The sequence below is a fragment of the Priestia sp. YIM B13491 genome (genome assembly GCF_042787605.1).
In the GTDB taxonomy this organism is placed as follows: Bacteria; Bacillota; Bacilli; order Bacillales; family Bacillaceae_H; genus Priestia; species Priestia megaterium_E.
In genome coordinates, this window is sequence record NZ_JBHZOR010000002.1 from 596,542 (window position 1) to 621,077 (window position 24,536).

A 24,536-nucleotide genomic window follows, 5' to 3' on the forward strand; every position below is an offset into this window, starting at 1 on the left:
ATACAAATTAGAAAATAAATAGATATCCATAAATAAATTTATAAGAAAGGATAGCATAAATGATTGATTTTGAATGGTATCGCAGCTTTATTAGCATTTACAAATACCGATCCGTTTCTGAAGCAGCCAGAGCGAGGATCTTAACGCAGCCGGCCATGAGTCAGCACTTAGCTGCTTTAGAAGCTGAAATAGGGGAAGGTTTATTTATCCGTGCACCGAGAAAAATGATTCCAACAGAAAAAGGTAAAGAACTGTACACGCGTATTGTCCCGTTAATTGAAAGTCTAGAAGCTGCTTCAATTGAATTAAAAATGACCGCTTCATCTCCCGACGCGCTGCCGGTCGTAAAAATTGGTTCTCCCGTAGAGTATTTTACCGAACAAGCTTTAGAAAGAATAAAAGATGCAGGCATCCGCTGCTACAGCCAGTTTGGTATTGCTTCTGTTTTGCTTGAAAAGATACAAAGCGACGAAATTGATATTGCGATTACAACCCAAAGATTGCAAATACCTGGAATTGAATATACGGTCATTGAAGAAGAAGAGTTTGTCTTAACCGTCCCTCCTTCTTTTGAAATGACACCTAGTAAAGACGTAGAAGAGTTTTTATACAACCAGCGGTGGATTAGCTATGGTCTTGAACTTCCTATTATTAGACGTTTTTGGCGGCAGCATTTTAAAAAACGACCTGAAATTCAGCCTCATCACGTGATTCCAAATCTTCAAACGGTGTTAAAAGCCATTCAGCATCACATGGGAATCAGCCTGCTCCCCCGCTATTTAATTCAAGAAGCGCTTCGAGAAAAAAAAGTAAAAATCGAACTTGAACATTTAGCAGTAAAAAATCAGATCTTTCTTGCTTATAAACTTAAGCATCGCGATCATCCTACTATTCAAAAAACGATACGCTGCTTAAAAAAAGAAACCTCTGCAGACTAGTCTGCGGAGGTTTCTTTTTTTGACAGTTGCTGGGCTGAATCTACGCCTACTAAATCTAAAAAGAAAATAAAAATAGGAATACCAAGAATTAGCCCCCATACGCCCAAGAAGTGTTCACCAAACACTAAAATGATAAACGTAATGAATGTTGGCAAGTTTGTTTTAGATGACATGAGCTTTGGATTTAATACATAGCTTTCAAGTGCGTGAAGCACTACCACCATAATTAACACAGATAGTACTTTTACACCGCCTCCTAAACTGTAAGCGATTGTACAAAGTGGAATGAGTGAAACAAATACCCCAAGAACCGGCACTAGCCCTAGTAGAAAGACCATAACGCCAAGTGCAAGCAAATTAGGAAACCCTAACACCCACAGCGCAATAACGGACAAAATGCTGTTCACAAAAGCGATAATAAACTGAACTTCTATTACCTTGCCGAAGGAATTAACAAATTTTCTCCCCAAATAGCCAGCTTCTTTGAAAAACCAGCCCAGCCTAGATTGTTCCAGTTGGACAAATAATCGGTGAATCCGCGACTTTTCAAGTAAAAAGAATAGGCTTAACAAGAGTGCTAAGAAAACTTGTGCACTTACTTTTCCAATATTAGATAAATAGCTGTATACTAAATCAATATTCTGCTGAATATTCTCTGGTGATTTGAATCTCTTTAGATTATCGATAATATAGGTGACGAATGTATTATCAGGGGGGTGTTTGTAAAAATACATCAGCTTCTGTATAAGCTCAGTAACTTGCGTCATAATAACCGGGATATATACATATCCTACAATACCGAGCGCCCCAATCAGTGCGATATAGATGACGATGAGTATAAGCGTTGAATTAAGCGGAAGCTTTCTTCTTAACGTTTGTTGAAGACGACCAATTAAAAAGGTGAAAATAAACGTAAATAACAGCAGCTGAAGCATACTTCTAATGCTGACAAGTAAAACTGTAATGATAATAAGCGTAATGATGCGAATAGTAAGTTTGTTGTGAAGCCAACTTCTTGCAATATTCATGAAACCTTCAATTCTCCTATCTCTCTTTTTCCCAAGTCATTTGTATACATATAAATAAAACGGATACGCTAGACGCTCATATCCGCTTTCGCTATATATAGTGTATCATTTAATATTCAAATTTTACTATATTTCGGCGCTTTTTAGTATGTCTTTATTTTCTCTCCGCTATTCTTTTTCATTTTCCCATACATTATGATAAATTAGCTTGTCTAAATCCCTTCTTTTTTCCCAGTTAGCTTGTTCTAAGATTGGTTTCTCAGGATATTTATCTGTATAGCCAATTGACATAAGCGCTACAGGATCAATATGAGGAGGAATATGTAAAATGTCACGTACATCATTTTTCTTATAAAAACTTACCCACCCCATTGCCAGTCCTTCTGCATATGAAGCAAGCCACATATTTTGAATCGCACACGCAGTTGACATCATATCGGTTTCTGGAATTGAGTTTCTTCCGAGAACATGAGAGCCCCCTCTTGTTGGATCACACGTTACGCAAATAGTTAACGGCGCTTCTTTTAATCCTTGAATCTTTAGCTCTAAAAAATCTTCTTTCTTTTCACCTTCATAATGAATAGCCAGTGCTCTTCTCTCTTTATCTGCTGCCCAGGCAAGTTTATTTTTCACTTCTGTATCAGATACTAATATAAAATTCCAAGGTTGCATAAACCCGACGGAAGGTCCGCTGTGAGCAGCCTGCAGAATGTTATAAACCGTTTCATTCGGAATCTCATCAGACAAAAATGTTCGTACATCTCTTCTTCCATAAATCGCTTTGTATACTGCTTGCTTTTCGTCGTTTGTAAACGAATTCATCTTCTTCAACCTCCATTAAACTCTTTTTTTAACTATTTTTCTAAAAAAACATTAAAAAAATGTGATCCAAACTTTATGTTTTCTCGTATTACTATATGAATCTATCATAAAGGAGGTTGCAAACATGTTCAACGACGTTTTAATGAACTTATTTAACGCAGTAAGCAGCATCATTAACACAATTGGATAATTTGATTGTACATATTGAGTAAGAGAGGGGGCATATTGCATGCTAAACGAGGTACTTATGAACTTTTTTAACGCAGTAAGCAGCATCATCAACACAATCGGATAAAAAAAGCACAAAGAAAAGGGTAACTGCCATTACCACCGTCTTTATGCTTTACTAGTTAAAAATCATATATTTTACAATAAAAAGAACTCTTTGATTAGGAGTTCTTTTTATTTATCCTAACATGTTCCCTTTTATTTGTATATATGCCTTGCCATTTCAACAGATTCACTTATATGTTGCAAGCATACACGTATGTCTGCAGCTCGTAGTGAAGTTCTTTTAAGTCTTCAGCTGCTTCAGTCAATAACTTCTTTCGCTGAGCTGTATACACATCTAGAATAGCCCTTTCTACTTTTACCTTTTCTTCATATAAAATATCTAACTTATCTTCATTTCCTTCAAGGGAAATAGGCTTTAACATAGCAAATTGATAAATGGGTTGTCCATAATCCAATTTTGTTAAAATAGAACCTACTAATACATCCTGTGCGCATTCATATACAAAGTTTAACAGCGTACTTAATTCTTCTAGACGAGAAATATCCAGCTCTGCATTTTCGTTGATCACAGCCCCTATATATTGAAAGCACTCTTCTTCTAACTCATTATAAATAGTTGTGATGCGGTGCAACACTTCATTCAACTTCATAAAGTTCCCCCTTCACACACGCTTCTTGATACAACCATATGACAAAACTTGGTGTTTTATACTAACGAAAAAGCGAGGAATATAAACCTCGCTTCTTCTTTTTACCGATACATACTGGCAATATCTTCAATAAACATAAGCGGTTCTTCTTCTGTTAGTTGTTTAATTGGAGAATACTCCTCTCCACCAAAACTTTGATCTATGTCTTCAATAAATGAAGAAACTTCTTCCGACTCTTCACGATTAGCCGGCATTTCGTATTTTTGTAATTCTGTGCGGTGCACGACGGATAAAATATGGCGAGGAAATTGCTGCTTCGTTTTTCCAAAACAGTATACCGGCTTGTGTTTCAAAAAGCGTTCTACTTCCTCTTGCCGGTTATAAATGCTTCCATGATCACCCCAAGCTACCACAACCAGTTCAGCATCTTCCACTGCTTTTTGAATATATTCACCTGTTCTTGTTCCAACAGCTTCTTCTTTTGAAAGCATGCGTAAAAACGAAACATGGTCCGTTTGATAGCTGAATAAATAAACGATTTCTAAGACTCCAAATCCCCACTTTTGCGCCAGTTCTATGCATTTGGATACAGCTGTATCGTCGCTGTATTCATACGTATTTTCTGGGAATGACAAGATAAACGTAAGTTTACGTTCGTTTACTTCACTCCATTTGCATAATAGAGAATATTTGTATGTGCCTGTTTCATCAAAAATAACTTCTTTTTTCACTGCTTCCATCCCCCTGCCTTCTTACAATCTTGTTACTTATCTATTGCAAATGAGCTAAGCAGTAATCGTAACCTTGACTGTTAAAAGTTTTATTTTATATGTATTTCAAAATCATGCCTTCATGACAACTTTTCTGCCATTTTTTCAAAAAGCCATTTTTTCTTCTATACATGTTTTTTACAGCTAGTGAACATTCACATATACATCTTTCCTCTTTTCGGACCTCCAGTCAAAATAGATAAAATCAAAAGAATGGTCTATAATAAAGAAATAACCAATGACCTTTTCACTCATGTTTTTGACAGTTACGGATTTTTTCTCAGCAGGTATATTCAAACCTGATCCTCTGAGAAAATAGAAGATAAATTTGTGTAAAGAAAGGATTTTGTAAATGGCTACTACACACACATTTACAAGAGGAGAAGAAATTGCAAATGCGATTACACACGGCGTTGGAGCCGTACTCAGCATTGTTGGATTAACGCTTTTAATCGTACTTTCTTCGTTAGAAGGAACGCCTTGGCATGTTATCAGTTTTACTATTTACGGAGTAACCATGCTGCTTCTCTATGTCTCCTCTACGCTTGTCCATAGTTTTCCGGAAGGTAAGGTAAAAGATCTTTTTGAGATATTTGACCACTCTTCTATTTATTTGTTTATTGCCGGTACGTACACTCCATTTTTATTTATCGCAGTAAAGGGAACCACCGGCTGGACACTTTTTGGAATTGTATGGGGCATCGCTCTTGCAGGAATTGTATTCAAAGCTTTTTTTGTGAAGAAATTCCTTTTTATTTCCACTATTCTTTACGTATTTATGGGATGGATGATTGTGTTTGCTTGGGATTCGTTAACTCAAAACATTGCCCATCAAGGAATTGTCCTTCTCGTAGTTGGAGGCGTGTTGTATACAATCGGGGCCGTTTTTTACGTATGGCGAGGATTTCGTTTTCATCATATGATTTGGCATATGTTTGTTCTTGGCGGAACCGTACTCCACTTTTTAGCAATCATTTTATATGTATTGCCTATAACCAATTAAAAAAGGGCCAGAAGGCCCTTTTTTAATTGGTTATAGAATTCCTTACCACAGTTTGGCCATTTGAGTCACAAGCGTATAGACTCCTAGCACAGCCATAATAACGACCACAAAACTGCCAAAAACGGTAAGCCAAGTCGGATGCTTGTAATCGCCTACTATCTTCTTTTTATACGCCGCTATAAGCATTGTTCCGAGTGTAATAGGTAAGATTAACCCGTTTAATGCTCCAGCTAAAATAAGCAGAGTGACCGGCTGGCCAATCGTCAAGAAAACCAGGGTTGAAATCGTAATAAATGCAATGATAATCCAGTTTTCATATTTCTCAATCCGTTTGCTGAAGGATTTAATAAAGGAAACCGATGTATATGCTGAACCAATAACTGAAGTGATAGCCGCTGCTGCCATGACGACGCCGAATAATTTATAGCCAATATCCCCTGCGGCTAACTGAAAAACAGAGGCTGGTGGATTGTCAGGATTCAGTTTTAACCCTTGACTCAACACACCTAATGTCGCTAAAAATAGAAAAATTCGAATGATCGAAGCAATCGTAATACCAGATACTGCTCCTCTTGTTACTTCAGGAATCGCGGCTTTTCCTTTAATTCCTGCATCTAATAAACGGTGACCTCCTGCAAATGTAATATATCCTCCTACCGTTCCTCCTACAAGAGTAACAATCGCCATTACATCAATGTGCTCCGGCCAAAATGATTTGGAGACTGCTTCTCCTACTGGGGGAGCGGACGAAATAGCCACATACACCATTAAAATAATTAATATTCCGCCCATTAATTGAGCAAATCGATCCATTAATTTTCCGGCTTCTTTGACTAAAAAAATTGCGATAGAAATGATGGCTGTAATGACTGCACCCGCTTTAGGAGAAATACCAAATAGCGCATTGAAGCCAAGACCGGCTCCTCCTACGTTTCCAATATTAAATGCTAAGCCTCCAATTACAATTAAAATAGCAATAAATAAGCCGAGGCCTGGCAAAACATTGTTAGCGATATCCTGTGCTCTTTTTTCTGAAACGGCAATAATACGCCATACGTTTAGCTGAACGCCAATGTCTAATAAAATCGACAGTAAAATGACAAAACCAAAACTTGCGGCGAGAGCTTGTGTAAAGACCGTTGTTTGAGTTAAAAAACCTGGCCCCACTGCTGAAGTAGCCATTAAAAATGCTGCTCCGAGCAGCACGCTCCAGTTGCGTTCTTTTTTCATGATGTCACCTCATTGTGGTTGAATAATGATTTGTTCTTCTTTTAGCTTGTCACAAATAGCTTTGGCAAATTCAACAGCATGTGCACCGTCTCCATGAATACAAACGGTATCTGCTTGAATGGGAATCTCTTCATTTTGCACAGTGAATACTTTCTTTTCTTTGACCATTTTAATTACTTGAGAAATAGCCGCTTCTTCATCTTGAATCACGGCGTTTTCAACGTTTCTCGGCGTCAGCATGCCGTTCTGTTGATAGGTTCGATCTGCAAATACTTCCTGAGACGTACACAGGCCCATTTCGTTTCCAGCCTTAATCAATTCACTTCCAGCCAAACCATATAGAATAGCTTCCTGACTAACATTATAAACAGCTTCAGCAATAGCTTTAGCTATGTCTCGATCCCCTGCAGCCATATTATATAAAGCGCCATGAGGTTTCACATGATGAAGGGTCCCTCCTTCTGCACGTATAAAAGCTGAAAGAGCCCCCATTTGATACACCATTAAATCATAAGCTTCTCGAGGCGTAATTTTCATATATCTACGTCCAAATCCAGCTAAATCTTGCAATCCGGGGTGCGCGCCAATCGCCACATTTTCACTCAAAGCCAGCTTTACTGTTTCTCTCATAACCGAAGGATCTCCGGCATGAAAGCCACAAGCAATGTTTGCAGACGTTACATAGCGTAAAATTTCTTTATCATTTCCTAATCTATAGTTCCCAAAGCTCTCCCCTAAGTCACAGTTCAAATCAACGGTAGCCATCTTCTTCTCTCCTTATATTTTCATTCGAAGTGCTCTTTTAATATGATTTATTTTCTTTTCCTGCTCCATATATAAATGCTGCGCTTCATCCAGTGAAATTGTTTGAAAAAAAACCTTTTTTCCTGGAGAAATTTGCGCCAGCGCTGAAAAATCTGCAGTTGCTACCTGTCCGATTCTAGGATATCCTCCTGTCGTTTGATGATCTGCTAATAAAACAATGGGCTGTCCTTCTTTTGGTACTTGAATCGTACCGAACGTCACAGCGCTAGAGAGCAGCTCTTTTTCTTGACCAAGGACTAATTTCTTCCCTTTTAGCCTATAGCCCATGCGGTCAGATTGAGGGGTAACGTCAAATTCTTGATTAAAGAAATGTTGTTGACTTTCTTTTGTAAACCAATCAAATTCCGCACCTTTCATCGTGCGGATAATAGACGTCTCGTATGAAGGAAGAAGTTTAGGATGAATCGTCCAAAAAGCCTGCTGAAAAGAGCGGTCCGTTTGCTTTTTCATCAGTTTCTTTATAATTGCTTCCCCCGTTTCTGTAGGAGGGCGGCTTAATACTTCGTCCCCTGACTGTAGTGCTCTACCGTGCAGCCCGCCTATCCGAGCGCGAAGTGAAGTAGATGTACTTCCCATAACTGCAGGAACATTAAAAGCACCGGAAACCGATAAATAAGAACGGCACCCTAAAGTCGGAACACCAAACTGTAGCACGCTCCCTTTTTTCACATATAAAGGCCGCCACATCTTTACGGCTTCATCATTAACAGTTGGCGATAAATCCCCTCCCGTCAGGGCAATCAAAGCATCTTGCTGAAATTCAATTTTTGGTCCCATTAACGTAATTTCAATAACCGGCTGATTTTCTTGATTTCCTACTAATAAGTTGGCAATCCTTAAAGCAACTTTGTCCATTGCTCCGCTGACAATCATGCCGTCCTTTTGATATCCATGTCTGCCGGTATCTTGAATCGTTGTTAATAAACCGGGACGTATCACTTTAATACTCATCTTCGTCCACCTCCTTTTGGGCTTCATATTCCGTTTCAGAGATAGAAACAAATCGGACACGATCACCTGCTTGAAGCAAGCTTGGCGAATCTTTTTTGGGGTTAAATAGTGTAAGAGGAGTACGCCCAATCAACTGCCATCCTCCAGGTGTCTCAATTGGGTACACGCCGGTTTGCATTCCTGCGATGCCAACTGACCCTTTTGGGATGCTGTTTCTCGGTGATTCTTTTCTTGGAGTCGCAATTTCTTCGCTCATCCCACCCAAGTAAGGAAAACCAGGAGCAAAGCCTAGCATATACACCAAATATTCTCCATTTGTATGAATGGAGATAACTTCATCAGGCGTTAATGAATGAAAAGCAGCTACCCTCTCTAAGTCCGGGCCGTACTTTCCTCCGTAGCACACCGGAATTTCAATTTGTCTAGCGACCGCTTCAGATTTTTCTTCCTGGCGGAAAAGCAGCTCTTCAATATATGTAGATATTGCTGTGTAAGGATTTCTTCTTCCTTTTTCACTCATTATCCAAGGGTCATAATAGATTGTAACTGTTGTAAAAGCCGGCACATATTCAATCATCCCCTTACATAATGATTGCTCTAGCACCTCAGTAAATTGCTGAATACGTTTATGTATGCCGAAATTAATTTCGTCTCCAAATGAAACGACAATGCCGCTGTCACCAAGAGGATAAAGTCGATAATCGTGGCTCATTCCGTCTCCTCCTTTTTTACTTAGTATTGTTTGAGCAGCTCCCTTTAATGCTGTAATTAGATACATCCATTAGAATTACTAATGAAATTATTGTTTTTGAATAACAATTTCTTATATATCTAATAAAAAAAAGAACAATAAATCCCTATCCTGTATGGATAACATTATATAAATATAAAATAATCTTATGTTCTACTAAAACAAACTCCAAAGAAAAATTCAACCTTTTTAAAATTTTATCGTCAAAAGGATCACGCTTTTTCAATTTTCCCCATAAAAAAACTGCTTTGTTTTTTATACCAAAGCAGTTTTTTTGTAAACATGTACAAAAAGGAAAAACTCATGGGCAGTAAACCATTATATACCTCTGCGAGCGAAATCTACAAAACGAAACTTATCAAGACGATGACGTGATTCCGTATATTGAAAAAGGCTTGCATCTTCTAAATACACATAGTTTCTTACTACCACAATATGTTCATAGTCTTTTAAATCTAAGTAACACTTATCTTCGTCCGTCAGCTCGTCAACGGAAATTTCTTTTTTGGCAAAGCTGATTTTCAGCCCAAGATCTTTTTCTAAGTATTCATAAATAGAGCCTTTGCATATATCTTTTGTGAGGTGAGGAACATACTTTTTATGAAAAAAATCTTTATCTAAAATAATTTTTTCTCCATCGATTTCACGCGCTCGAACTACTTTCCATATGAGATCTTTTTTCGTCGCCCCAAGCTGTGTGCACAGATCTTGATCGGCCTTGACTAATTCAAACTCTTTTACAATAGTAGTCGATGTATGTCCTAGCTTTTCCGCTACTTCTTTAAAGCTAACAAGTCCTGATACTGGAAAATCAAAGCGTGATACGTCCAATACAAATGAGCCTTTTCCTTTCATTTTTTGAATGTACCCATTTTGTGAAAGTAAATTTAACGCTTTCCGTATCGTTTCACGAGACGTTTGATACTGTTCAACAAGCTCATTTTCAGAAGGAAGTTTTGTATTAGGACGCCAGTCACCACGTTTAATTTTATCGACTAACTGTTCGTAAATGCTGATAAATTTATTTTCTTTCAATTGCCATCACCTATTTTACTTTCTATATATACCCAATTGTATAAAAAGAACGATAGATTGTCACCCATCGTTCTTTGTACTTTTTTCTCTATTTTTTTAAATGATACACGATCGATTCATACGGCCGAAGCAAGACTCGCTTTAATTCCTTTGATGAATCTTCGTAGTTAGACAGCAATATTTCACTATGATATCCTTCAAAAGTTAGATTTTCTGGCAGTTGAAAAATTGTTTCACTCCCGTAGAAATTGTTTATCACGAGCAGCTTTTCATCTGCTCCATTTCGGATATAAGCAAAAATCTGCTCGTCTTCTCCAAGAATCAATTCATAGTTTCCATAGGTGATAATCTCATACTGCTTGCGCAGTGCAATAAGCTTTTGATAAAAATAAAAAATTGAATCTTCATCATCTAACGCTTTTTCTACATTAATTTCACGATAGTTATCGGCTGGATTAATCCACGGCTTTCCTTTTGTAAAACCTGCATTATGCTCATCGCTCCATTGCACCGGTGTACGGGAATTATCTCTTGATTTATGTTTTAAAATCTCCAAAATTTCATTTTCGTCCATTCCCTGTGCACGTTTTATCTCATACACATTTAATGACTCCACATCTCTATATTCATCAATAGAAGAAAACTTCGGGTTTGTCATACCTATTTCTTCCCCTTGATAAATATAAGGTGTTCCCTGCATCAGATGAATCGTTGCAGCGAGCATTTTGGCAGATTTATTATGATAGAGTTCATCGTTTCCATAGCGGGAAACAACGCGAGGCTGATCATGGTTGCACCAAAATAGTGCATTCCATCCCCCTCCTTTATTCATCTCCGTTTGCCAAGTTGATAGAATCTCTTTTAATTTAATGAAATCAAAATCTGCTAGCGCCCACTTTTCTCCGTTTGGGTAATCGACTTTCAAATGATGAAAATTAAACGTCATGCTAAGCTCGCCCCGGTCCGGATGAGAATATTGAATACAGTGGTCAACAGTTGTCGACGACATTTCTCCAACGGTCATGCTATCGTATTTTGAAAAAACTTCTTGATTCATTTCTCGCATATATTCGTGAACGCGAGGACCGTCGGTATAAAATTTCCGTCCATCTCCTGGCGCGATAGAACCATCATCATCTAAAAAGCGCTGATCTTTTGAAATTAAGTTAATAACGTCCAGACGAAATCCATCTACTCCTTTTTCAAACCAAAACGTCATCATATCGTACACGCTGCGGCGCACACGCTCATTTTCCCAGTTCAAATCCGCTTGCGTGACATCAAACAAATGCAGATACGATTGTTCTGTCAGCTTATCATGCTCCCACGCCGAACCTCCAAATTTTGAAACCCAATTCGTCGGAGCACTTCCATCTTCTTTTTGATCTTTCCAAATATAAAAATCTCTGTACGGGTTATCTTTCGATTTTTTAGCTTCTTGAAACCATTCATGTTCAGTTGACGTATGATTAACGACAATATCCATGATGATTTTAAGATCCCGCTTATGCGCTTCTGTTATTAAACGATCGAAGTCCTCCATTGTTCCGTATTCTTCTTGAATAACAAAATAATCACTTATATCATATCCATTATCCCGCTGCGGCGATTTATAAATTGGCGTTAGCCATACAACGTCTACGCCAAGCTTTTTCAAATAATCTAGCTTTTCAATAATACCAGCTATATCACCCACGCCGTTGCCAGTCGTATCGTAAAAGCTTTTAGGATAAATTTGATAGACAACCGATTTTTTCCACCAAGGTTCTTGCATTTTTAACACCACCATTTAATTCTTTGGATTATGTTGAAACGATTCTGTAGCCGCGACAGTTGATGTAACGGTTGATTTTTTCTGAAGCTTTCCAAGCGTTAACGTTAAAAGAAACGGCACCACAATTACGATTACCATTCCAATAATAAAAGCTGGCCAGCTCTGTGGAACAATTGATAACGGAGCAGGGATACCCCCAATTCCCACCGATGCTGCTTTCACTCCCGCCACGGATATGACGACACCTGCAATAGCTGAACCAATCACTGCAGAAATAAAAGCAAATCTAAAGCGTAAATTCACACCAAACATTGCAGGTTCCGTAATGCCAAGCCACGCTGAAATCCCTGACGTTAAAGACAGTCCTTTTAATTTCTCATCATTTTTTGAAAGAATCATTATCGCAAAAGCCGCAGAGCCTTGTGCAATATTAGATAATGCTACCATTGGCCACAAGAACGTACTTCCCACGCTTCCAATCAGCTGTAAATCTACAGCTAAAAATGTATGGTGCATGCCCGTAATAACAAGAGGAGCATATAAGCCTCCGTATACAAGCCCTCCAATAAATGGAGCCGTTTTAAAAAGCCATACAACTGCACCTGTAATAACATTTCCTATTGCAAATGTAATTGGACCAATCACAATAAAAGCGAGAAACCCTGTTACTAAAAGAGCTACAGGCGCTACAATTAAAAGCTGAAAACCATCCGGTATTCGTTTTCGTAAAAACAATTCGATTTTTGCCAGTACAAACGAAGCAGCTAGCACAGGTAAAACCTGCCCTTGATAGCCAACTTTCTCAACGTGCAGACCAAATAAATTCCACGTATCGATACTTCCTTTTTTTAATGCTTCTCCATAAGACCAGGCATTTAGCAAATCAGGATGGACCAGCATGAGCCCAAGGACAATTCCAAATAAAGGACTTCCTCCAAAACGCGTAACAGCTGACCATCCAATAAGAGCCGGCAAAAAGGCAAAAGCCGTATTGGCAATTAAATTAATCATGCTCGCGAAGTCTTTCCACTGTGTATGAACATCTACGATTGATTTATCATCGTAAAAAATTCCGGCTCCTGTTAATACATTATTGATTCCCATTAATAAACCCGCGGTTACGATGGCCGGTAAAATGGGAATAAAAATGTCAGCTAATGTTTTTATTGCGCGCTGCAGCGGATTTAAGTTTTTAGCCGCTTCGTTTTTCACTTCCTCTTTTGACAGTTCACCTATCCCTGTAAGCGCCACCATTTCTTTATATACTTTATCAACCGTGCCTTGACCAATAACAACTTGAAACTGGCCGTTTGTAGAAAAAGATCCTTTTACCAATTCGTGCTCATCTAGCATACGTTGATTGACTTTACCTTCATCTTTTAAAACAAGTCGAAGACGCGTTACACAATGCGTTGCAGCAGAGATATTTTCTTTTCCGCCAACGGCTTCTACAATGCGCTCCACAGATTCTCGATTCATGTCTTTTCCCCCTTGTTTCCGTTTTCATTTTACTCCTGTATTTCCTATCCCCCATATAAATCTCACCGCAAACCTGTATATACAAGTTTTATATTTTTATTCTAACCTGTATATACAGGTTCGTCAACAAAAATAAAATTACTTCTTTTTCATTTCATGATATAGTCAAAAAGCAAAGTATATGGAAGGAGACGTTACAATGCTGCAAGTAAGATTAATGGGAAAACAAGAAGAAATTAATGAAGCGATCAAACAGTTTGAACAAAACTACCATATAGAACATCAGTCAAAAGAATATACGCGAAGCGCTAATCCAAAGTACGAGCGCAAAAAAGATACTCGGGTGTATCTTTCCATGCATTTAAAGGATAAATAAAAAGCACAAGAGCATGCTATGCTCTTGTGCTTTTTATTTTATATCGAAACAATTTGATGGGAATAATGGCTCTCAGGACCCGTAACTTTTTTTGTTAACTGAATTATTTTTCGTAATTCATCAATTGGAACTTGCCCAGGAGCTGAGCTGCTTTTCCCTACAGCGAAAGTAACAGAAGATCCGTACATCCACCCGACGATCCGGCTAATAGCTCCTAACCCTCCCATCGACATGGTAATGAGAGGAATGGTGAGCTCTTTTTCAGCCTCTCTTGTAGCTTCCAATAAAGTTAAAACATCTTGATTGTTCTGAGGCATGACAGCTGCTTTCGCTGCATCTGCTCCGTAAAATTCAGCTAAAAATAAGCTTTTAAAAATTTCCGTTTTAGGAGGCGTAAAAGAAAAATTATGATAAGAAAGCACAAGTTTCTTATTATTTTCCTTGGAAACTTCACGTAAATAGCGGATATGCTCTGGCTGATTTGATACTTCAAAATCAATAATTGCTACATATGGATGCTTACATACCTCTGCAAGTATCGCTACTACTTCCTTTTCTGATAAGGAAATAGGCTGTCCCCCTTCTTTTTGAGAACGTACAGTAAGCAAAATAGGCGTGCGCTCGCTATTTTCATATATATCTTTAGCTGCAGAAAGGACGCTGTTTATATCTTCAATTTCTTCGTAAAAATCTAAGCGCCATTCAATTATATCCGGTTTTTTTAATAGAATTTCCGCTAGCTCCGTTAAAAGCTCTTTGCGATCTTTGCCCACTAAAGGCGTACAAATAGCCGGAGAATGAGCTCCTTCTCCTCGTTCTAACATAGGAACAGCTCCTTTTTATCAAAGTTAAATGATTCCGTTTTCATTTCAGCATTTGTTCCATACTTGTTAAACAGATACATGGTGTACTTTCTTATCCGGTGAGTAAATATCCATGATGTTCCAATGTCCTGACGTTGGTACAGGATTGTTTAACATCGCTACATCAATTACAACTGGTTTATTAGAAGCAACAGCTCTTTGAAGTGCCGGTTTAAACTCTTCGGCTGATTGAATTTTTATACCTTCTACTCCATAAGCTTTAGCGATACTTGCAAAGTCAGGAGAATATACCTCTCCATCTTTTTCAAATACCGTGCCTAGAGTGGTTCCAAAATGTGCTTTTTGCAGTCCCGCGATCGTACCAAACGCAAAGTTGTTCATAATGATCCAAACCACCGGAATATTCTCTTCGGCTGCCGTAGCAAGCACAGCTGGATTCTGGCCGAAACCTCCGTCTCCTACTAGAGAAACAACTACTTTATCAGGCTGAGCTACCTTTGCTCCTAAAGCTGCCGGCGCTCCAAAGCCCATTGTGGCAAAACCTCCTGGAGTTAATATACTTCCAGGTTCATAGATTGGAAACTGCTGTCCTACCCCATTCTTATTCCACCCTACATCAGTAGTAATATAGGCATCTTTCGGCAGGACTTCACGAACTTCATTTAAAATTCGCTGCGGCTGCATTGGGAATGAATTGTCGTGAATATATTCTTCATTGCTAGCTTTAAACTCTTCACGATAAGAAGCAATCTCTTTGATTAATGCTTCATTTTTTACTCCTTCCGGAATAAGCTGTTTAGCTACGCGATTTAAGACTTTAAGGGCTTGTTTTAAATCCGCTACTGCACCAATTTCGGCAGGATAATTACGCCCTATCTCGCTAGGATCAATATCAATATGAATCAATTTTGTTTTTGAAAAATCAAACGTATATTCCGGCTCCCAGGAGCTAGAATCTGCTTCTGCAAATCTTGTTCCTAATGCTAAAATATAATCAGCAGTCCGACACTTTTCATTAATAAACTTCGTGCCCCAAAAACCAGTCATCCCTAGAGTCAAGTCATGATCATCTGGAAGTGCTCCTTTGCCCATTAAGGAGTGGGCTACCGGAATGTTCAAGTGATCCACAAGCTCTTTTAATTCATTTGCTGCGTCTGCTAATAGGATGCCTCCGCCTACATATAACACTGGATTTTTGGCTTTAATTAATTTTTGTACAATACTCTTTGCCGTTTCATCATCGATAGAAGGTTTTTGCAAAGATTTCGTTTGGCGATGCAATCGATCAAATAAAGAAACATCGATCTTTTTTGAAAAGATATCCATAGGTACAGATACTAATACGGGGCCAGGATTTCCACTTTCCGCTAGTAAAAATGCTTTCTCTAATATTTCTGGAAATAAATCCGGACGGTCAACTCTCCATGCACGCTTAACGAACGGACGATAAATTTCATATTGCGAAGCATCAGCATGTAAATTTACCTCTTGATGCGGATGCTTTCCATAATAATGAGTAGGAACATCACCAGCGATGACAACCATTGGAATTGAATCTAACGCTGCGTTGGCTACACCTGTAGCAGCGTTTGTTAACCCAGGACCTAAGTGACTTAATACTACTGCTGCTTTTTTCGTCACACGTGCATAGCCATCAGCTGCATGCGCTGCAATTTGTTCGTGTCGAACGTTGATAAATTTAATTTCGCTTTCTTCTAAGGCTGTTAGTACCGCTATGTTTGTATGACCACACAAACCAAAAATATGCTCGATGCCTCGTTCCTCAAGATAATTTACTAATTGATGTGATATTAATTTTTCCATTGTATATCCTCCTTTAAATTCACTATATATTTTTTCAGGTAATAAACTCAGCTACGATAGCTGCAGGACAATCATTTTTGTTTCTGTCATATCTTCAATCGCAAATCGAGGTCCTTCTCTACCAACGCCGCTGTCTTTTATCCCACCGTACGGCCAATGGTCGAGTCGAAAATTAGAGGTCCCATTAATCACAACTCCTCCTACTTCTAAAGATTCAGCAACACGGTAAGCTAAATCCATTTGATTTGTAAACAGCCCTGCTTGCAAACCGAATGATGAATCGTTTGTTTCCCGAATAGCTTCTTCAATATCTTGATAAGGAATGATGCTCACCACAGGTCCAAACACTTCTTGACACACTACTTTGCTTTGTTTAGGAGGATTTAATAGAACAGTAGGTTCTATAGAAGCCCCTGTCTTTTTGCCGCCGCATATCAGCTTTGCACCTAGATCGACTGCTTCTTCAATCCAAGCCAAAACTCGGTTTGCTGCTTTTTCATCTACTAAACATCCAACATCCGTCTGCGGCAGCAGAGGATCACCAACTTTTAAAGACGTTACCTCATTCTTCAGAAGCTCTGTAAATTCAGAAACAACTGAGCCATGTACATAAATACGCTGAACTGAAATACAGCTTTGACCAGAGTTGCTAAACCCTGTTCTCCCACACATTTCAGCAGCTTTCTTAATGTCGGCATCTTCATGAACAATCGTTGAAGCATTTCCTCCTAATTCTAGAAGCACTTTTTTCATTCCAGCCAGTTCACATATATTTCTGCTTGCCACTGTTCCACCGGTAAAAGAAATTATATTTACACGGTCATCTTTTACGATTTGCTGTCCTGTTTCTACTCCCCCTAAAACCATATTAATAGCGCATTCAGGCATTCCAGCTTCTAATAATAGAGCTATAAACTCTGTAGCAACTAAGGTTGTTTGCGGAGCTGGTTTTAAAATAACACTGTTGCCAGCAGCAAAAGCTGGTCCAATTTTGTGGCATACTAAATTCAAAGGTGCATTAAAAGGAGTAATAGCGGCAACAACCCCGACAGGCACACGGAATGTGGAAGCTATCGCTTTTCCCCCTCGTTCGGAAGCATCTCCTGGTATCGTTTCGCCGATAAGCCTTTTTGCTTCTTCCGCAGAGTGCTCTAATGTTTCTACAGATCGAGATACTTCATCCAACGTATTCTTCAGCGGTTTTCCTAACTCATTTGAGATGAGAGAAGCAAACTTTTCTTTTTGCTTTTCCAAAAGCCGTGCTGCTTCTTTTAAAATTTTGGCCCTTTCATAAGAAGACAGACTCGCAATTGCTTTTTTAGCTTCATAAGCGGCTGATAGCGCTCGTTCAACATCTTCTGACGTTGCTATAATTTGCTCACCAATTACTTCCTGGGAATACGGACTTTTAATACTTACTGCTGATCGTTTACCTTCAAGCCATTCTTTATTTACATAAGGTCTTGCTCGTCTAAAGCTCATTGTGATCTCTCCTTTTAAAAATTGACCTGACTACTTCTTTTAGATCGATCTAATTTTATTTTTAGATCGATCTAAAATTTAATAAAGTTTTTTATAAATCCTATTGATTTAAAGTAATAATTCGTTTTGTAAACGTTATCATAATCCTACAACAGAAATTTTAATCTAGCAATAGAAAATTAAAGAATTTTCTAAAAATATTTATTGATACTGAGTTCAGGTTGCCTATACTCGCTTACGTAGTCTCACAATCACTTCCTCTTTTTTCTTACATACACTATAGGAGTGTATAAGATAGCAGTACTGTCAATATGACGAAGATTTATGATTGTGATCGAGCTTAACTATTGCTTATTTATTTTGGTTACAGCGTATCACCATCTGTTGACTAACAAAAATTCTATAAACGTGAGCTAATACTTGCTTCTTAGGACATAATATACCTTTCACTGTTTTTACAAACAGTAAAATTTGTATTATAATTCTAATAACTAAAATACAAAATAATAAGTTTTTTATTGTTAAAAACAGAAAGAGGCTTTGAAAAATGACTTACAGCGAGATGTCTCTTAGAGAAAAAAGCATTGTATTTATTGGCTTTATGGGCGTAGGTAAAACAACAATCGGCGAACTAGTCGCTAAGAAATTATACAGAGATTTTGTCGATATAGACCAAGAAATCGAAAAAATGTTTCAAATGCCTACATCACAAATCTTTAAAGAGTTTGGTGAAGAGTTTTTCCGAAATAAAGAAAAAGAAGTAATTAGCCAGTTATCTCAACAGCGTTTAAAAATTATATCCGTTGGCGGAGGCGCATTTCTTCAAGAAGAAATTCAAAAAATATGCTTATCAAATTGTATTGTATTCTTTTTAGACCTTTCATGGGATTCATGGAAAGAGCGTATCAGCCTCATTATTGACAGTCGCCCTGTTTTACAAGGAAGAAGTCTCGAGGATATTGAAGAATTATTTTATACGCGACAAGCAATTTATTCCAACCACCACTCCAAAGTAGAAACTGACAATTTGGATATTGAAGAAGTAGCAAATTATATTGTTGATTCCTTGAAAATGGCTTGGGATATTTACGAACCGTCTAAATAATTCACCAAAAAAAGAAGCAGTTCATTAACTGCTTCTTTTTTTTGATGACGATTCTCGAACAACTAACTGAGGCGTTAAAATAATGCGATGATGATGTTCTTTTTTATCAACAATTTGGTTATGAAGACACCGTGCAGCATCTTTTCCTATTTGTCTTGCAAAAGAAGAGACGGTTGTTAAAGTAGGGTGACATACGGACGATTCCATGACATTATCAAATCCCACTACCGCTATATCTTCTCCCGGAACAATCCCTTTCTCTTTTAAACCTTGCATAACACCAAATGCAACTAAGTCGCTAAAACAAAAAACTGCTGTTGGAGGCTCAGAAATGTCCAGCACTTGACGTGCAGCTTCTACACCGCCGCTTCTTGTCGGACCGCTCGGAATAACAAGCTCTTCATCAATAGAAATTCCTGCGTTCTTTAGCGCCGAGCGGTAACCTTCCATTCTTTCTTTCCACGTTGTAGAACCGGTTGTTCCTCCTAAAAATGCGATTCTTTTGTGTCCCTGTTCAAGTAAGTGTTGAACCGCTTTTTGAACGCCTAAGCTATAATCTACCCCTACATAATCTGACTCCACTTCAGGCAATTCCCTTACTGCTAGTACTGAAGGAACATCTAAATGCTGAATTTTTTTTATCGTGTCTTCCGATGTACCCGCAACAGGACATAAAATAATGCCTCCTACCCGATGCTCTAGCATCGTAGAAAGCAGCTGATCCTGTCGATTATCCGAATCAAACGTCGTACCTAAAAACACCGTATATCCGTCTTTCTCGAGCTCCTCATGTACTCCAATTAACAATTCTGTAAAAAACGTATTAGATATATCCGTAATAATAACTCCGATTGTTGATGAAGTTTGAGATCTTAAATTTGCTGCAATACGGTCATATACATATCCTAACTCTTTCATCGAAGCTAGAACTTTTTCCCTTGTTTTTTCAGAAACACTCGGACTATTTCGCACAATAAGCGAAGCGGTAGCTCGAGATACTCCCGCGTGTTCTGCCACTTGTTGTAAGGTTACACGTTTGCGTTTACTTTGTTTCAATTTATTCCACCAACCCTTTATAACGCACCTTTTATAATTATTTTACAATTATCTAAAATAAAAGAAAAGCTTCATCCTTTCACGATGTTCTCTGACAAGGAATCAGTAACAAAAAAAGACGCAGCGTGGGGCTACGTCTTTTCTTCCTAATGCGAACTCATATAAAAATTGATAAAAAAGGCAATGGTAATCACATACATCATCCAATGAATTTCGCGACGGCGTCCTGTAAACAGTTTAATCGCTGTGTATGAAATGAAGCCGAATGCTAAACCTTCTGCAATGCTGTAGGTTAACGGCATCATGACAATTGTTAAGAAAGCGGGAACAACTTCGGTAAAGTCGTCGAAGTTAACGTTTCGAATGTCACTTAGCATAAGCGAACCAATAATAATGAGTGCTGGAGCAGTAGCAACGCTTGGGATAAATTGAATGAGCGGTGCAAAAAACAAGGTAAATATAAATAAGATGGCAACCGTTAATGCCTTTAAGCCGGTACGCCCTCCTTCTGCAATACCTGTTGCATTTTCAATATACGTATTTAACGCAGTGCTTCCAAAAATAGCACTCGCCATTGTACCGATTGAATCCGCTGCAAGCGCGCGATTTAAACCTGGAATTTTACCGTTTTTATCTACCAAGTTGGCTTTTTTAGATAATCCAATCAATGTCGCTAGTGTATCAAATAATTCTACGATGGTGAAAGAAAATACAACTGAAAAAATGCCGTAGGCAACTGCACCCTTTAAATCCATTTGAAAAAATGTTTCTCCAACGCTTGGCGGCGTAGCTGAAAAGACGTCTTTCAAGGAATGAGGAACTGCTTGTACTCCTACAATCATCGCTAATATAGTCGTAGCAAAAATACTTATAATGAGAGCACCTTTTACATTTTTAGCCATCAGTACAGCTGCTAATATCAGCCCAAAAATAGCCAGTAAGGGACCTTTATCCATGACATTTCCAAGCCCTACAAAAGTAGACTCGTTTGCCACAACTAATCCAGCGTTTTTCAAACCGATAAACGCAACAAAAAGACCAATTCCAACTGCTATGGAAGACTTTAATACGTTCGGAATGGCATCAATAATCTTTCCGCGTATTCCTGTTACCGTTAAAACAAAAAATAAGACCCCGGATATAAAAACTGCTCCAAGTGCCGTTTGCCATGACAATCCTTGTCCTAATACTACTGAATACGTAAAAAACGCATTTAAACCCATCCCTGGACCGGTTACAATCGGGAAATTTGCCCATAGGGCCATCAGTAACGTACTAAATACAATGGCATAAATGGTAGCTGCAAGAGCCGCTTCTCGGGGGATACCCGCGTCAGACATGATAATGGGATTGACAATTACCATATAACTGACCGTCATAAAAGTTGTAAGTCCTGCTAGTATTTCTTGTTTTGGTGTTGTGTTGCGCTCTGATAGTTTAAACAAGCGCTCTAATATTCCGTTACGCTCCAACACGCGCGCCTCCCTACTTCTAAAAAAAATAAAAAATCCTACCTATTCAAATGTCCTAAAAAAGACACGATTTAGGAGGATTTTACGTTGCAAAGTAAAATCTTTTGTCCTATTATAGTCTTAATTTGTAGATATGCAAAGGCAGAAAACGCTATCATTATAAAAATTTTTATCTTCCGTTAGTTTGGAATTTTGAAAATTTATTTCTCTTATCTTTTTAGTCTGTTGCAAGAGTACTCTTTTTACTCATTTATACAAAAAAGAGATTAAGACATAACTAAATAAATCCATTCTCAAGACAAATAAACAGATGAAACCTACGTTCACCTTGACAACAAAAAAACTCGAATTATTAATCAATAACTCCGATTAATAATTCGAGTTTTACTTTTGTTAAAATACTTTTATTCCAGCCTCTTCTTTGTTTTACATCTTATGAAATCAAAAGCGGGATTCTTTTTAAAAGACGATCAATCGAATGATTTGCTTCTTTCAATACAATTCCTTGGTCAATTGTTTTTAACACGCGATTTTCCATCACAATTTCTCCATCAACCATCGTTAATTCTACATCTCCTCGCGTTGCTGAATACACAACTCTGGAAATAGGGTCTACGCCGTAAGATGGAAAAGTATGAAGCTGATTTAAATTTAAAATAGCAAGATCCGCTTTTTTCCCGACCTCTAAACTTCCAATTTCTTTTTCAAGCCCGACTGCTTTCGCTCCGCCGATTGTAGCCATTTCTAGCACGTGCTTTGCATTCATGGCCGTTGGTCCGTGCGAGGGTTTATGAATCGTAGCGGCCAGCCTCATTTCGTTGAACATATCCAAATTATTATTACAAGGAGCACCGTCAGCGCCAAGACTTAAAAATACACCTTGCTCTAATAAACCGGGCACATCTGCGATTCCCGATGCAAGTTTTAAGTTTGAGCCTGGGCAATGACTAACTTTTACTCCTTGATTCTTAATAATTTGCTTTTCTTGATCATTTAGCCACACACAGTGCGCTAAAATAAGGCGTTCATTGGCTAATCCTAAATGATCTAAGTACATGATATTTCTCATACCCGTTTCAGCTTCTACGATGCGAATTTCTTCTTGATTCTCAGAAGCATGAGTATGTACATGAACATTATATGCAGCTGATAAATGGCTCACTTCACGCAGCAAATCTTCCGTACACGACAGCACAAATCTTGGGGAGAATGCGTATCGAATACGACCGTTATTTGAATTATGCCATTTTTCAAGCAGCTCTACACTTTCTTTGATCGAGTCAGCCGTTGTCTCCTGCAGAGCTTTTGGCAGATCATCGCCTTTTTTATCCATCATTACTTTTCCTGCAAGGGCTCGGATTCCACTTTGAGATATAGCTTGAAAAGCAGAGTCCGTATGATGAACAGTTTCCATATCTACAATTGTTGTAGTCCCGCTTTGAATGAGTTCGCCGATGCCTAACAGGGCTGAATAATAGATAGATTCTTCATCATGTGAAGCTTCAAGCGGCCATATTTTCTTCTTTAGCCAGTCTAACAGCTCTAAATCATCTGCTTGCCCTCTAAAAAGCGTTTGACATAAATGAATATGAGTATGTATAAAGCCCGGCACAATCGTTTTATTTGCTGCGTCAATGACTTTATCTACCTTTTCCGGATGCAGGTTTTTCCCGATGGCTGCAATACGATTTCCAACAATATAAAGGTCACCGTAAATAATATCATTCTTCTCATTCATCGTAATAATCTCTGCATTTTTAATTAATGTGTGCGTCATACCTTCTTTCCCCTCTTTCGTAACATCTATCTATTTCTAGCTCAAGCCGAACACTAACATCTTCAAGCAATCTTTCTTACACTGATCTTATATATATATGATGTATGCTCTGAGTTGAATAAGTGTAGGTAACCTCATGCGCGATAGAGAGTTTGGGTAAAAAAAATTCCTAGCTGATTATACAGCTAGGAGGTTGGATTTATGATAAAATCCCAAATCCCTTTTTCAAGAGGTTATACGAAATCGCAGGAGAATAATGTGATCTTGTATTTATAATATGGTGTTTTCAGTCTATATACCAGCTTTTTGTCAGAAGTTCTAACATTGTTTTTTTATTCTTTTTCATTATGTGACTTTTCTTAACACCCTTATTTTTCATGTTATGCAATTTATTTTTGTTTTTTCTATGTAATATTTCCTAAAAATAAAGAATCTATCTTCTGTTTCTATACAAAACAGAAAAGTTATTTTATGATTTGTATGATTAAAAAACTACAAATCTATATTTTAGGGGTGATTAACTTGGAAAAAATAAATGTTGGCTGTCGTTTTACGCTTTCCGTTATGAGTGATAACTTCATCGATATTATTTTAGGTGCACTAAACGAAGTGGATATGTCTAAAGTTCAGCGAAAAACGGACCGTGTGAGTACGTTTATTGAAGGAACTGCCAAAGACGTATTTGAAGTTGTGCAAGCCGTTTATAAAAGTGCTGGAAAGTCAGGAAAGCATATTGTGCTGAATGCCACGTTTTCAACAGGGCAGCACGAAGAATATTTCGAAGAAAGAAAAATAAAACCAAAAGAAAACGTGTCTTCAAATCAACAGCTTTGTGCTTCGTTTCCTGTATCCACTCAATTTTCTTTGTATCCATTAGATACGCCGCATTATGTAGACATCATCAAAAGCGGAATTGGCGCAGTTAAACAACAGGGAGTATTTGCCGAAACCGTGCCTTTTGCAACAGGTTTAGAAGGAGATGTGGACAAAGTGTTCGCTTCTCTATACGAATGTTTTATGAAATCTGTACAGCAAGCTCGTGTCGTGATGACAGTTAATATGTCAGCACACAGTCCTTCTTCAAAACGATAAATTACTTCTTATCTGTTTATAAAGATAGAATGCTAGAA

The 24,536-nt window shown here is 38.1% G+C and carries 22 protein-coding genes; 5 read left to right on the plus strand and 17 right to left on the minus strand.

The features are described 5' to 3' along the window. Positions 1 to 59: 59 nt before the first annotated feature. Positions 60 to 938 carry a LysR family transcriptional regulator gene (locus tag ACFX4E_RS09110; protein ID WP_050691266.1) on the plus strand — a complete coding sequence of 293 codons (879 nt, stop codon included), beginning with the start codon at positions 60 to 62 and terminating at the stop codon, positions 936 to 938. Here the strand turns inward: ACFX4E_RS09110 and ACFX4E_RS09115 are convergent. From ACFX4E_RS09115 to ACFX4E_RS09130, 4 genes are all read right to left on the minus strand, one after another. Next, complete coding sequence (locus tag ACFX4E_RS09115; protein ID WP_263034548.1) at positions 935 to 1,966, minus strand: AI-2E family transporter; 1,032 nt, start codon at positions 1,964 to 1,966, stop codon at positions 935 to 937. The two genes, ACFX4E_RS09110 and ACFX4E_RS09115, sit on opposite strands and share 4 nt — an antisense overlap. Before the next feature lie 168 nt (positions 1,967 to 2,134). Beyond that, on the minus strand, positions 2,135 to 2,788 hold the full coding sequence (bluB, locus tag ACFX4E_RS09120; RefSeq protein WP_013055676.1) for a 5,6-dimethylbenzimidazole synthase: 654 nt from the start codon (positions 2,786 to 2,788) through the stop codon (positions 2,135 to 2,137). Between the two features lie 464 nt (positions 2,789 to 3,252). Beyond that, positions 3,253 to 3,672, minus strand: a complete 420-nt coding sequence (locus ACFX4E_RS09125) for a hypothetical protein (protein ID WP_377237387.1) — start codon at positions 3,670 to 3,672, stop codon at positions 3,253 to 3,255. Positions 3,673 to 3,773: 101 nt separating this feature from the next. Beyond that, positions 3,774 to 4,412, minus strand: coding sequence for a DUF1643 domain-containing protein (locus ACFX4E_RS09130; protein WP_225049547.1), 639 nt, complete (start codon positions 4,410 to 4,412; stop codon positions 3,774 to 3,776). A 382-nt stretch (positions 4,413 to 4,794) separates the two neighbouring features. On the opposite strand from ACFX4E_RS09130, the gene trhA reads away from it, so the two are divergent. Further along, on the plus strand, positions 4,795 to 5,445 hold the full coding sequence (gene trhA / locus ACFX4E_RS09135; RefSeq protein ID WP_013055671.1) for a PAQR family membrane homeostasis protein TrhA: 651 nt from the start codon (positions 4,795 to 4,797) through the stop codon (positions 5,443 to 5,445). Between the two features lie 42 nt (positions 5,446 to 5,487). Here trhA and ACFX4E_RS09140 read toward each other — a convergent pair whose 3' ends face one another. From ACFX4E_RS09140 to treP, 7 genes are all read right to left on the minus strand, one after another. After that, complete coding sequence (locus ACFX4E_RS09140; RefSeq protein WP_377258279.1) at positions 5,488 to 6,675, minus strand: NRAMP family divalent metal transporter; 1,188 nt, start codon at positions 6,673 to 6,675, stop codon at positions 5,488 to 5,490. A gap of 9 nt (positions 6,676 to 6,684) precedes the next feature. Further along, entirely contained in the window at positions 6,685 to 7,440 is a 756-nt protein-coding gene (locus tag ACFX4E_RS09145) for a LamB/YcsF family protein (RefSeq protein WP_195695220.1), read from the minus strand. A gap of 12 nt (positions 7,441 to 7,452) precedes the next feature. After that, positions 7,453 to 8,451: a 5-oxoprolinase subunit C family protein gene (locus tag ACFX4E_RS09150; protein WP_377258282.1), complete on the minus strand. Its 999-nt coding sequence runs from the start codon at positions 8,449 to 8,451 to the stop codon at positions 7,453 to 7,455. Beyond that, positions 8,441 to 9,163 carry a 5-oxoprolinase subunit PxpB gene (pxpB, locus tag ACFX4E_RS09155; protein ID WP_028407662.1) on the minus strand — a complete coding sequence of 241 codons (723 nt, stop codon included), beginning with the start codon at positions 9,161 to 9,163 and terminating at the stop codon, positions 8,441 to 8,443. The genes ACFX4E_RS09150 and pxpB overlap by 11 nt, the downstream gene beginning before the upstream one ends. 357 nt (positions 9,164 to 9,520) lie before the next feature. Continuing rightward, positions 9,521 to 10,237 (minus strand): trehalose operon repressor, encoded by a 717-nt coding sequence (gene treR, locus ACFX4E_RS09160; protein ID WP_013055666.1) that lies wholly within the window; start codon positions 10,235 to 10,237, stop codon positions 9,521 to 9,523. A gap of 88 nt (positions 10,238 to 10,325) precedes the next feature. Beyond that, entirely contained in the window at positions 10,326 to 12,011 is a 1,686-nt protein-coding gene (gene treC, locus ACFX4E_RS09165; RefSeq protein WP_098966157.1) for an alpha,alpha-phosphotrehalase, read from the minus strand. Positions 12,012 to 12,026: 15 nt separating this feature from the next. Then, on the minus strand, positions 12,027 to 13,490 hold the full coding sequence (gene treP / locus ACFX4E_RS09170; RefSeq protein ID WP_028407660.1) for a PTS system trehalose-specific EIIBC component: 1,464 nt from the start codon (positions 13,488 to 13,490) through the stop codon (positions 12,027 to 12,029). Between the two features lie 199 nt (positions 13,491 to 13,689). On the opposite strand from treP, the gene ACFX4E_RS09175 reads away from it, so the two are divergent. After that, positions 13,690 to 13,866: a YvzF family protein gene (locus tag ACFX4E_RS09175; RefSeq protein WP_013081969.1), complete on the plus strand. Its 177-nt coding sequence runs from the start codon at positions 13,690 to 13,692 to the stop codon at positions 13,864 to 13,866. A gap of 38 nt (positions 13,867 to 13,904) precedes the next feature. On the opposite strand, the gene aroD is transcribed toward ACFX4E_RS09175, so the two are convergent. The 3 genes from aroD to ACFX4E_RS09190 form a co-directional block, all read right to left on the minus strand. Next, on the minus strand, positions 13,905 to 14,690 hold the full coding sequence (aroD, locus tag ACFX4E_RS09180; protein WP_377237382.1) for a type I 3-dehydroquinate dehydratase: 786 nt from the start codon (positions 14,688 to 14,690) through the stop codon (positions 13,905 to 13,907). Between the two features lie 66 nt (positions 14,691 to 14,756). Then, positions 14,757 to 16,514 (minus strand): thiamine pyrophosphate-binding protein, encoded by a 1,758-nt coding sequence (locus tag ACFX4E_RS09185; protein ID WP_028407658.1) that lies wholly within the window; start codon positions 16,512 to 16,514, stop codon positions 14,757 to 14,759. 51 nt (positions 16,515 to 16,565) lie between these two features. After that, complete coding sequence (locus ACFX4E_RS09190; RefSeq protein WP_098332422.1) at positions 16,566 to 17,996, minus strand: aldehyde dehydrogenase family protein; 1,431 nt, start codon at positions 17,994 to 17,996, stop codon at positions 16,566 to 16,568. A 547-nt stretch (positions 17,997 to 18,543) separates the two neighbouring features. Between ACFX4E_RS09190 and ACFX4E_RS09195 the strand changes: the two genes are divergently transcribed. Continuing rightward, the gene (locus ACFX4E_RS09195; RefSeq protein ID WP_013055659.1) at positions 18,544 to 19,101 is read left to right on the plus strand and encodes a shikimate kinase; all 558 of its coding nucleotides are present in this window, start codon (positions 18,544 to 18,546) and stop codon (positions 19,099 to 19,101) included. A 24-nt stretch (positions 19,102 to 19,125) separates the two neighbouring features. Here ACFX4E_RS09195 and ACFX4E_RS09200 read toward each other — a convergent pair whose 3' ends face one another. From ACFX4E_RS09200 to ACFX4E_RS09210, 3 genes are all read right to left on the minus strand, one after another. Beyond that, entirely contained in the window at positions 19,126 to 20,157 is a 1,032-nt protein-coding gene (locus tag ACFX4E_RS09200; protein ID WP_098332423.1) for a LacI family DNA-binding transcriptional regulator, read from the minus strand. Positions 20,158 to 20,303: 146 nt separating this feature from the next. Continuing rightward, positions 20,304 to 21,629, minus strand: coding sequence for an NCS2 family permease (locus ACFX4E_RS09205; protein WP_028407655.1), 1,326 nt, complete (start codon positions 21,627 to 21,629; stop codon positions 20,304 to 20,306). Between the two features lie 433 nt (positions 21,630 to 22,062). Beyond that, positions 22,063 to 23,406, minus strand: coding sequence for a 5'-deoxyadenosine deaminase (locus tag ACFX4E_RS09210; protein WP_028407654.1), 1,344 nt, complete (start codon positions 23,404 to 23,406; stop codon positions 22,063 to 22,065). A 513-nt stretch (positions 23,407 to 23,919) separates the two neighbouring features. Between ACFX4E_RS09210 and ACFX4E_RS09215 the strand changes: the two genes are divergently transcribed. Beyond that, the gene (locus ACFX4E_RS09215) at positions 23,920 to 24,498 is read left to right on the plus strand and encodes a YkoF family thiamine/hydroxymethylpyrimidine-binding protein (RefSeq protein ID WP_321191429.1); all 579 of its coding nucleotides are present in this window, start codon (positions 23,920 to 23,922) and stop codon (positions 24,496 to 24,498) included. The last annotated feature ends 38 nt before the right edge of the window (positions 24,499 to 24,536 follow it).

Excerpts from the sequence above, each read along its gene's own strand:
- ACFX4E_RS09110 (WP_050691266.1), top strand. The coding sequence starts at position 60 with ATGATTGATTTTGAATGGTATCGCAGCTTTATTAGCATTTACAAATAC.
- ACFX4E_RS09115 (WP_263034548.1), bottom strand. The coding sequence starts at position 1,966 with ATGAATATTGCAAGAAGTTGGCTTCACAACAAACTTACTATTCGCATC.
- bluB (WP_013055676.1), bottom strand. The coding sequence starts at position 2,788 with ATGAATTCGTTTACAAACGACGAAAAGCAAGCAGTATACAAAGCGATT.
- ACFX4E_RS09125 (WP_377237387.1), bottom strand. The coding sequence starts at position 3,672 with ATGAAGTTGAATGAAGTGTTGCACCGCATCACAACTATTTATAATGAG.
- ACFX4E_RS09130 (WP_225049547.1), bottom strand. The coding sequence starts at position 4,412 with ATGGAAGCAGTGAAAAAAGAAGTTATTTTTGATGAAACAGGCACATAC.
- trhA (WP_013055671.1), top strand. The coding sequence starts at position 4,795 with ATGGCTACTACACACACATTTACAAGAGGAGAAGAAATTGCAAATGCG.
- ACFX4E_RS09140 (WP_377258279.1), bottom strand. The coding sequence starts at position 6,675 with ATGAAAAAAGAACGCAACTGGAGCGTGCTGCTCGGAGCAGCATTTTTA.
- ACFX4E_RS09145 (WP_195695220.1), bottom strand. The coding sequence starts at position 7,440 with ATGGCTACCGTTGATTTGAACTGTGACTTAGGGGAGAGCTTTGGGAAC.
- ACFX4E_RS09150 (WP_377258282.1), bottom strand. The coding sequence starts at position 8,451 with ATGAGTATTAAAGTGATACGTCCCGGTTTATTAACAACGATTCAAGAT.
- pxpB (WP_028407662.1), bottom strand. The coding sequence starts at position 9,163 with ATGAGCCACGATTATCGACTTTATCCTCTTGGTGACAGCGGCATTGTC.
- treC (WP_098966157.1), bottom strand. The coding sequence starts at position 12,011 with ATGCAAGAACCTTGGTGGAAAAAATCGGTTGTCTATCAAATTTATCCT.
- treP (WP_028407660.1), bottom strand. The coding sequence starts at position 13,490 with ATGAATCGAGAATCTGTGGAGCGCATTGTAGAAGCCGTTGGCGGAAAA.
- ACFX4E_RS09175 (WP_013081969.1), top strand. The coding sequence starts at position 13,690 with ATGCTGCAAGTAAGATTAATGGGAAAACAAGAAGAAATTAATGAAGCG.
- aroD (WP_377237382.1), bottom strand. The coding sequence starts at position 14,690 with ATGTTAGAACGAGGAGAAGGAGCTCATTCTCCGGCTATTTGTACGCCT.
- ACFX4E_RS09185 (WP_028407658.1), bottom strand. The coding sequence starts at position 16,514 with ATGGAAAAATTAATATCACATCAATTAGTAAATTATCTTGAGGAACGA.
- ACFX4E_RS09190 (WP_098332422.1), bottom strand. The coding sequence starts at position 17,996 with ATGAGCTTTAGACGAGCAAGACCTTATGTAAATAAAGAATGGCTTGAA.
- ACFX4E_RS09195 (WP_013055659.1), top strand. The coding sequence starts at position 18,544 with ATGACTTACAGCGAGATGTCTCTTAGAGAAAAAAGCATTGTATTTATT.
- ACFX4E_RS09210 (WP_028407654.1), bottom strand. The coding sequence starts at position 23,406 with ATGACGCACACATTAATTAAAAATGCAGAGATTATTACGATGAATGAG.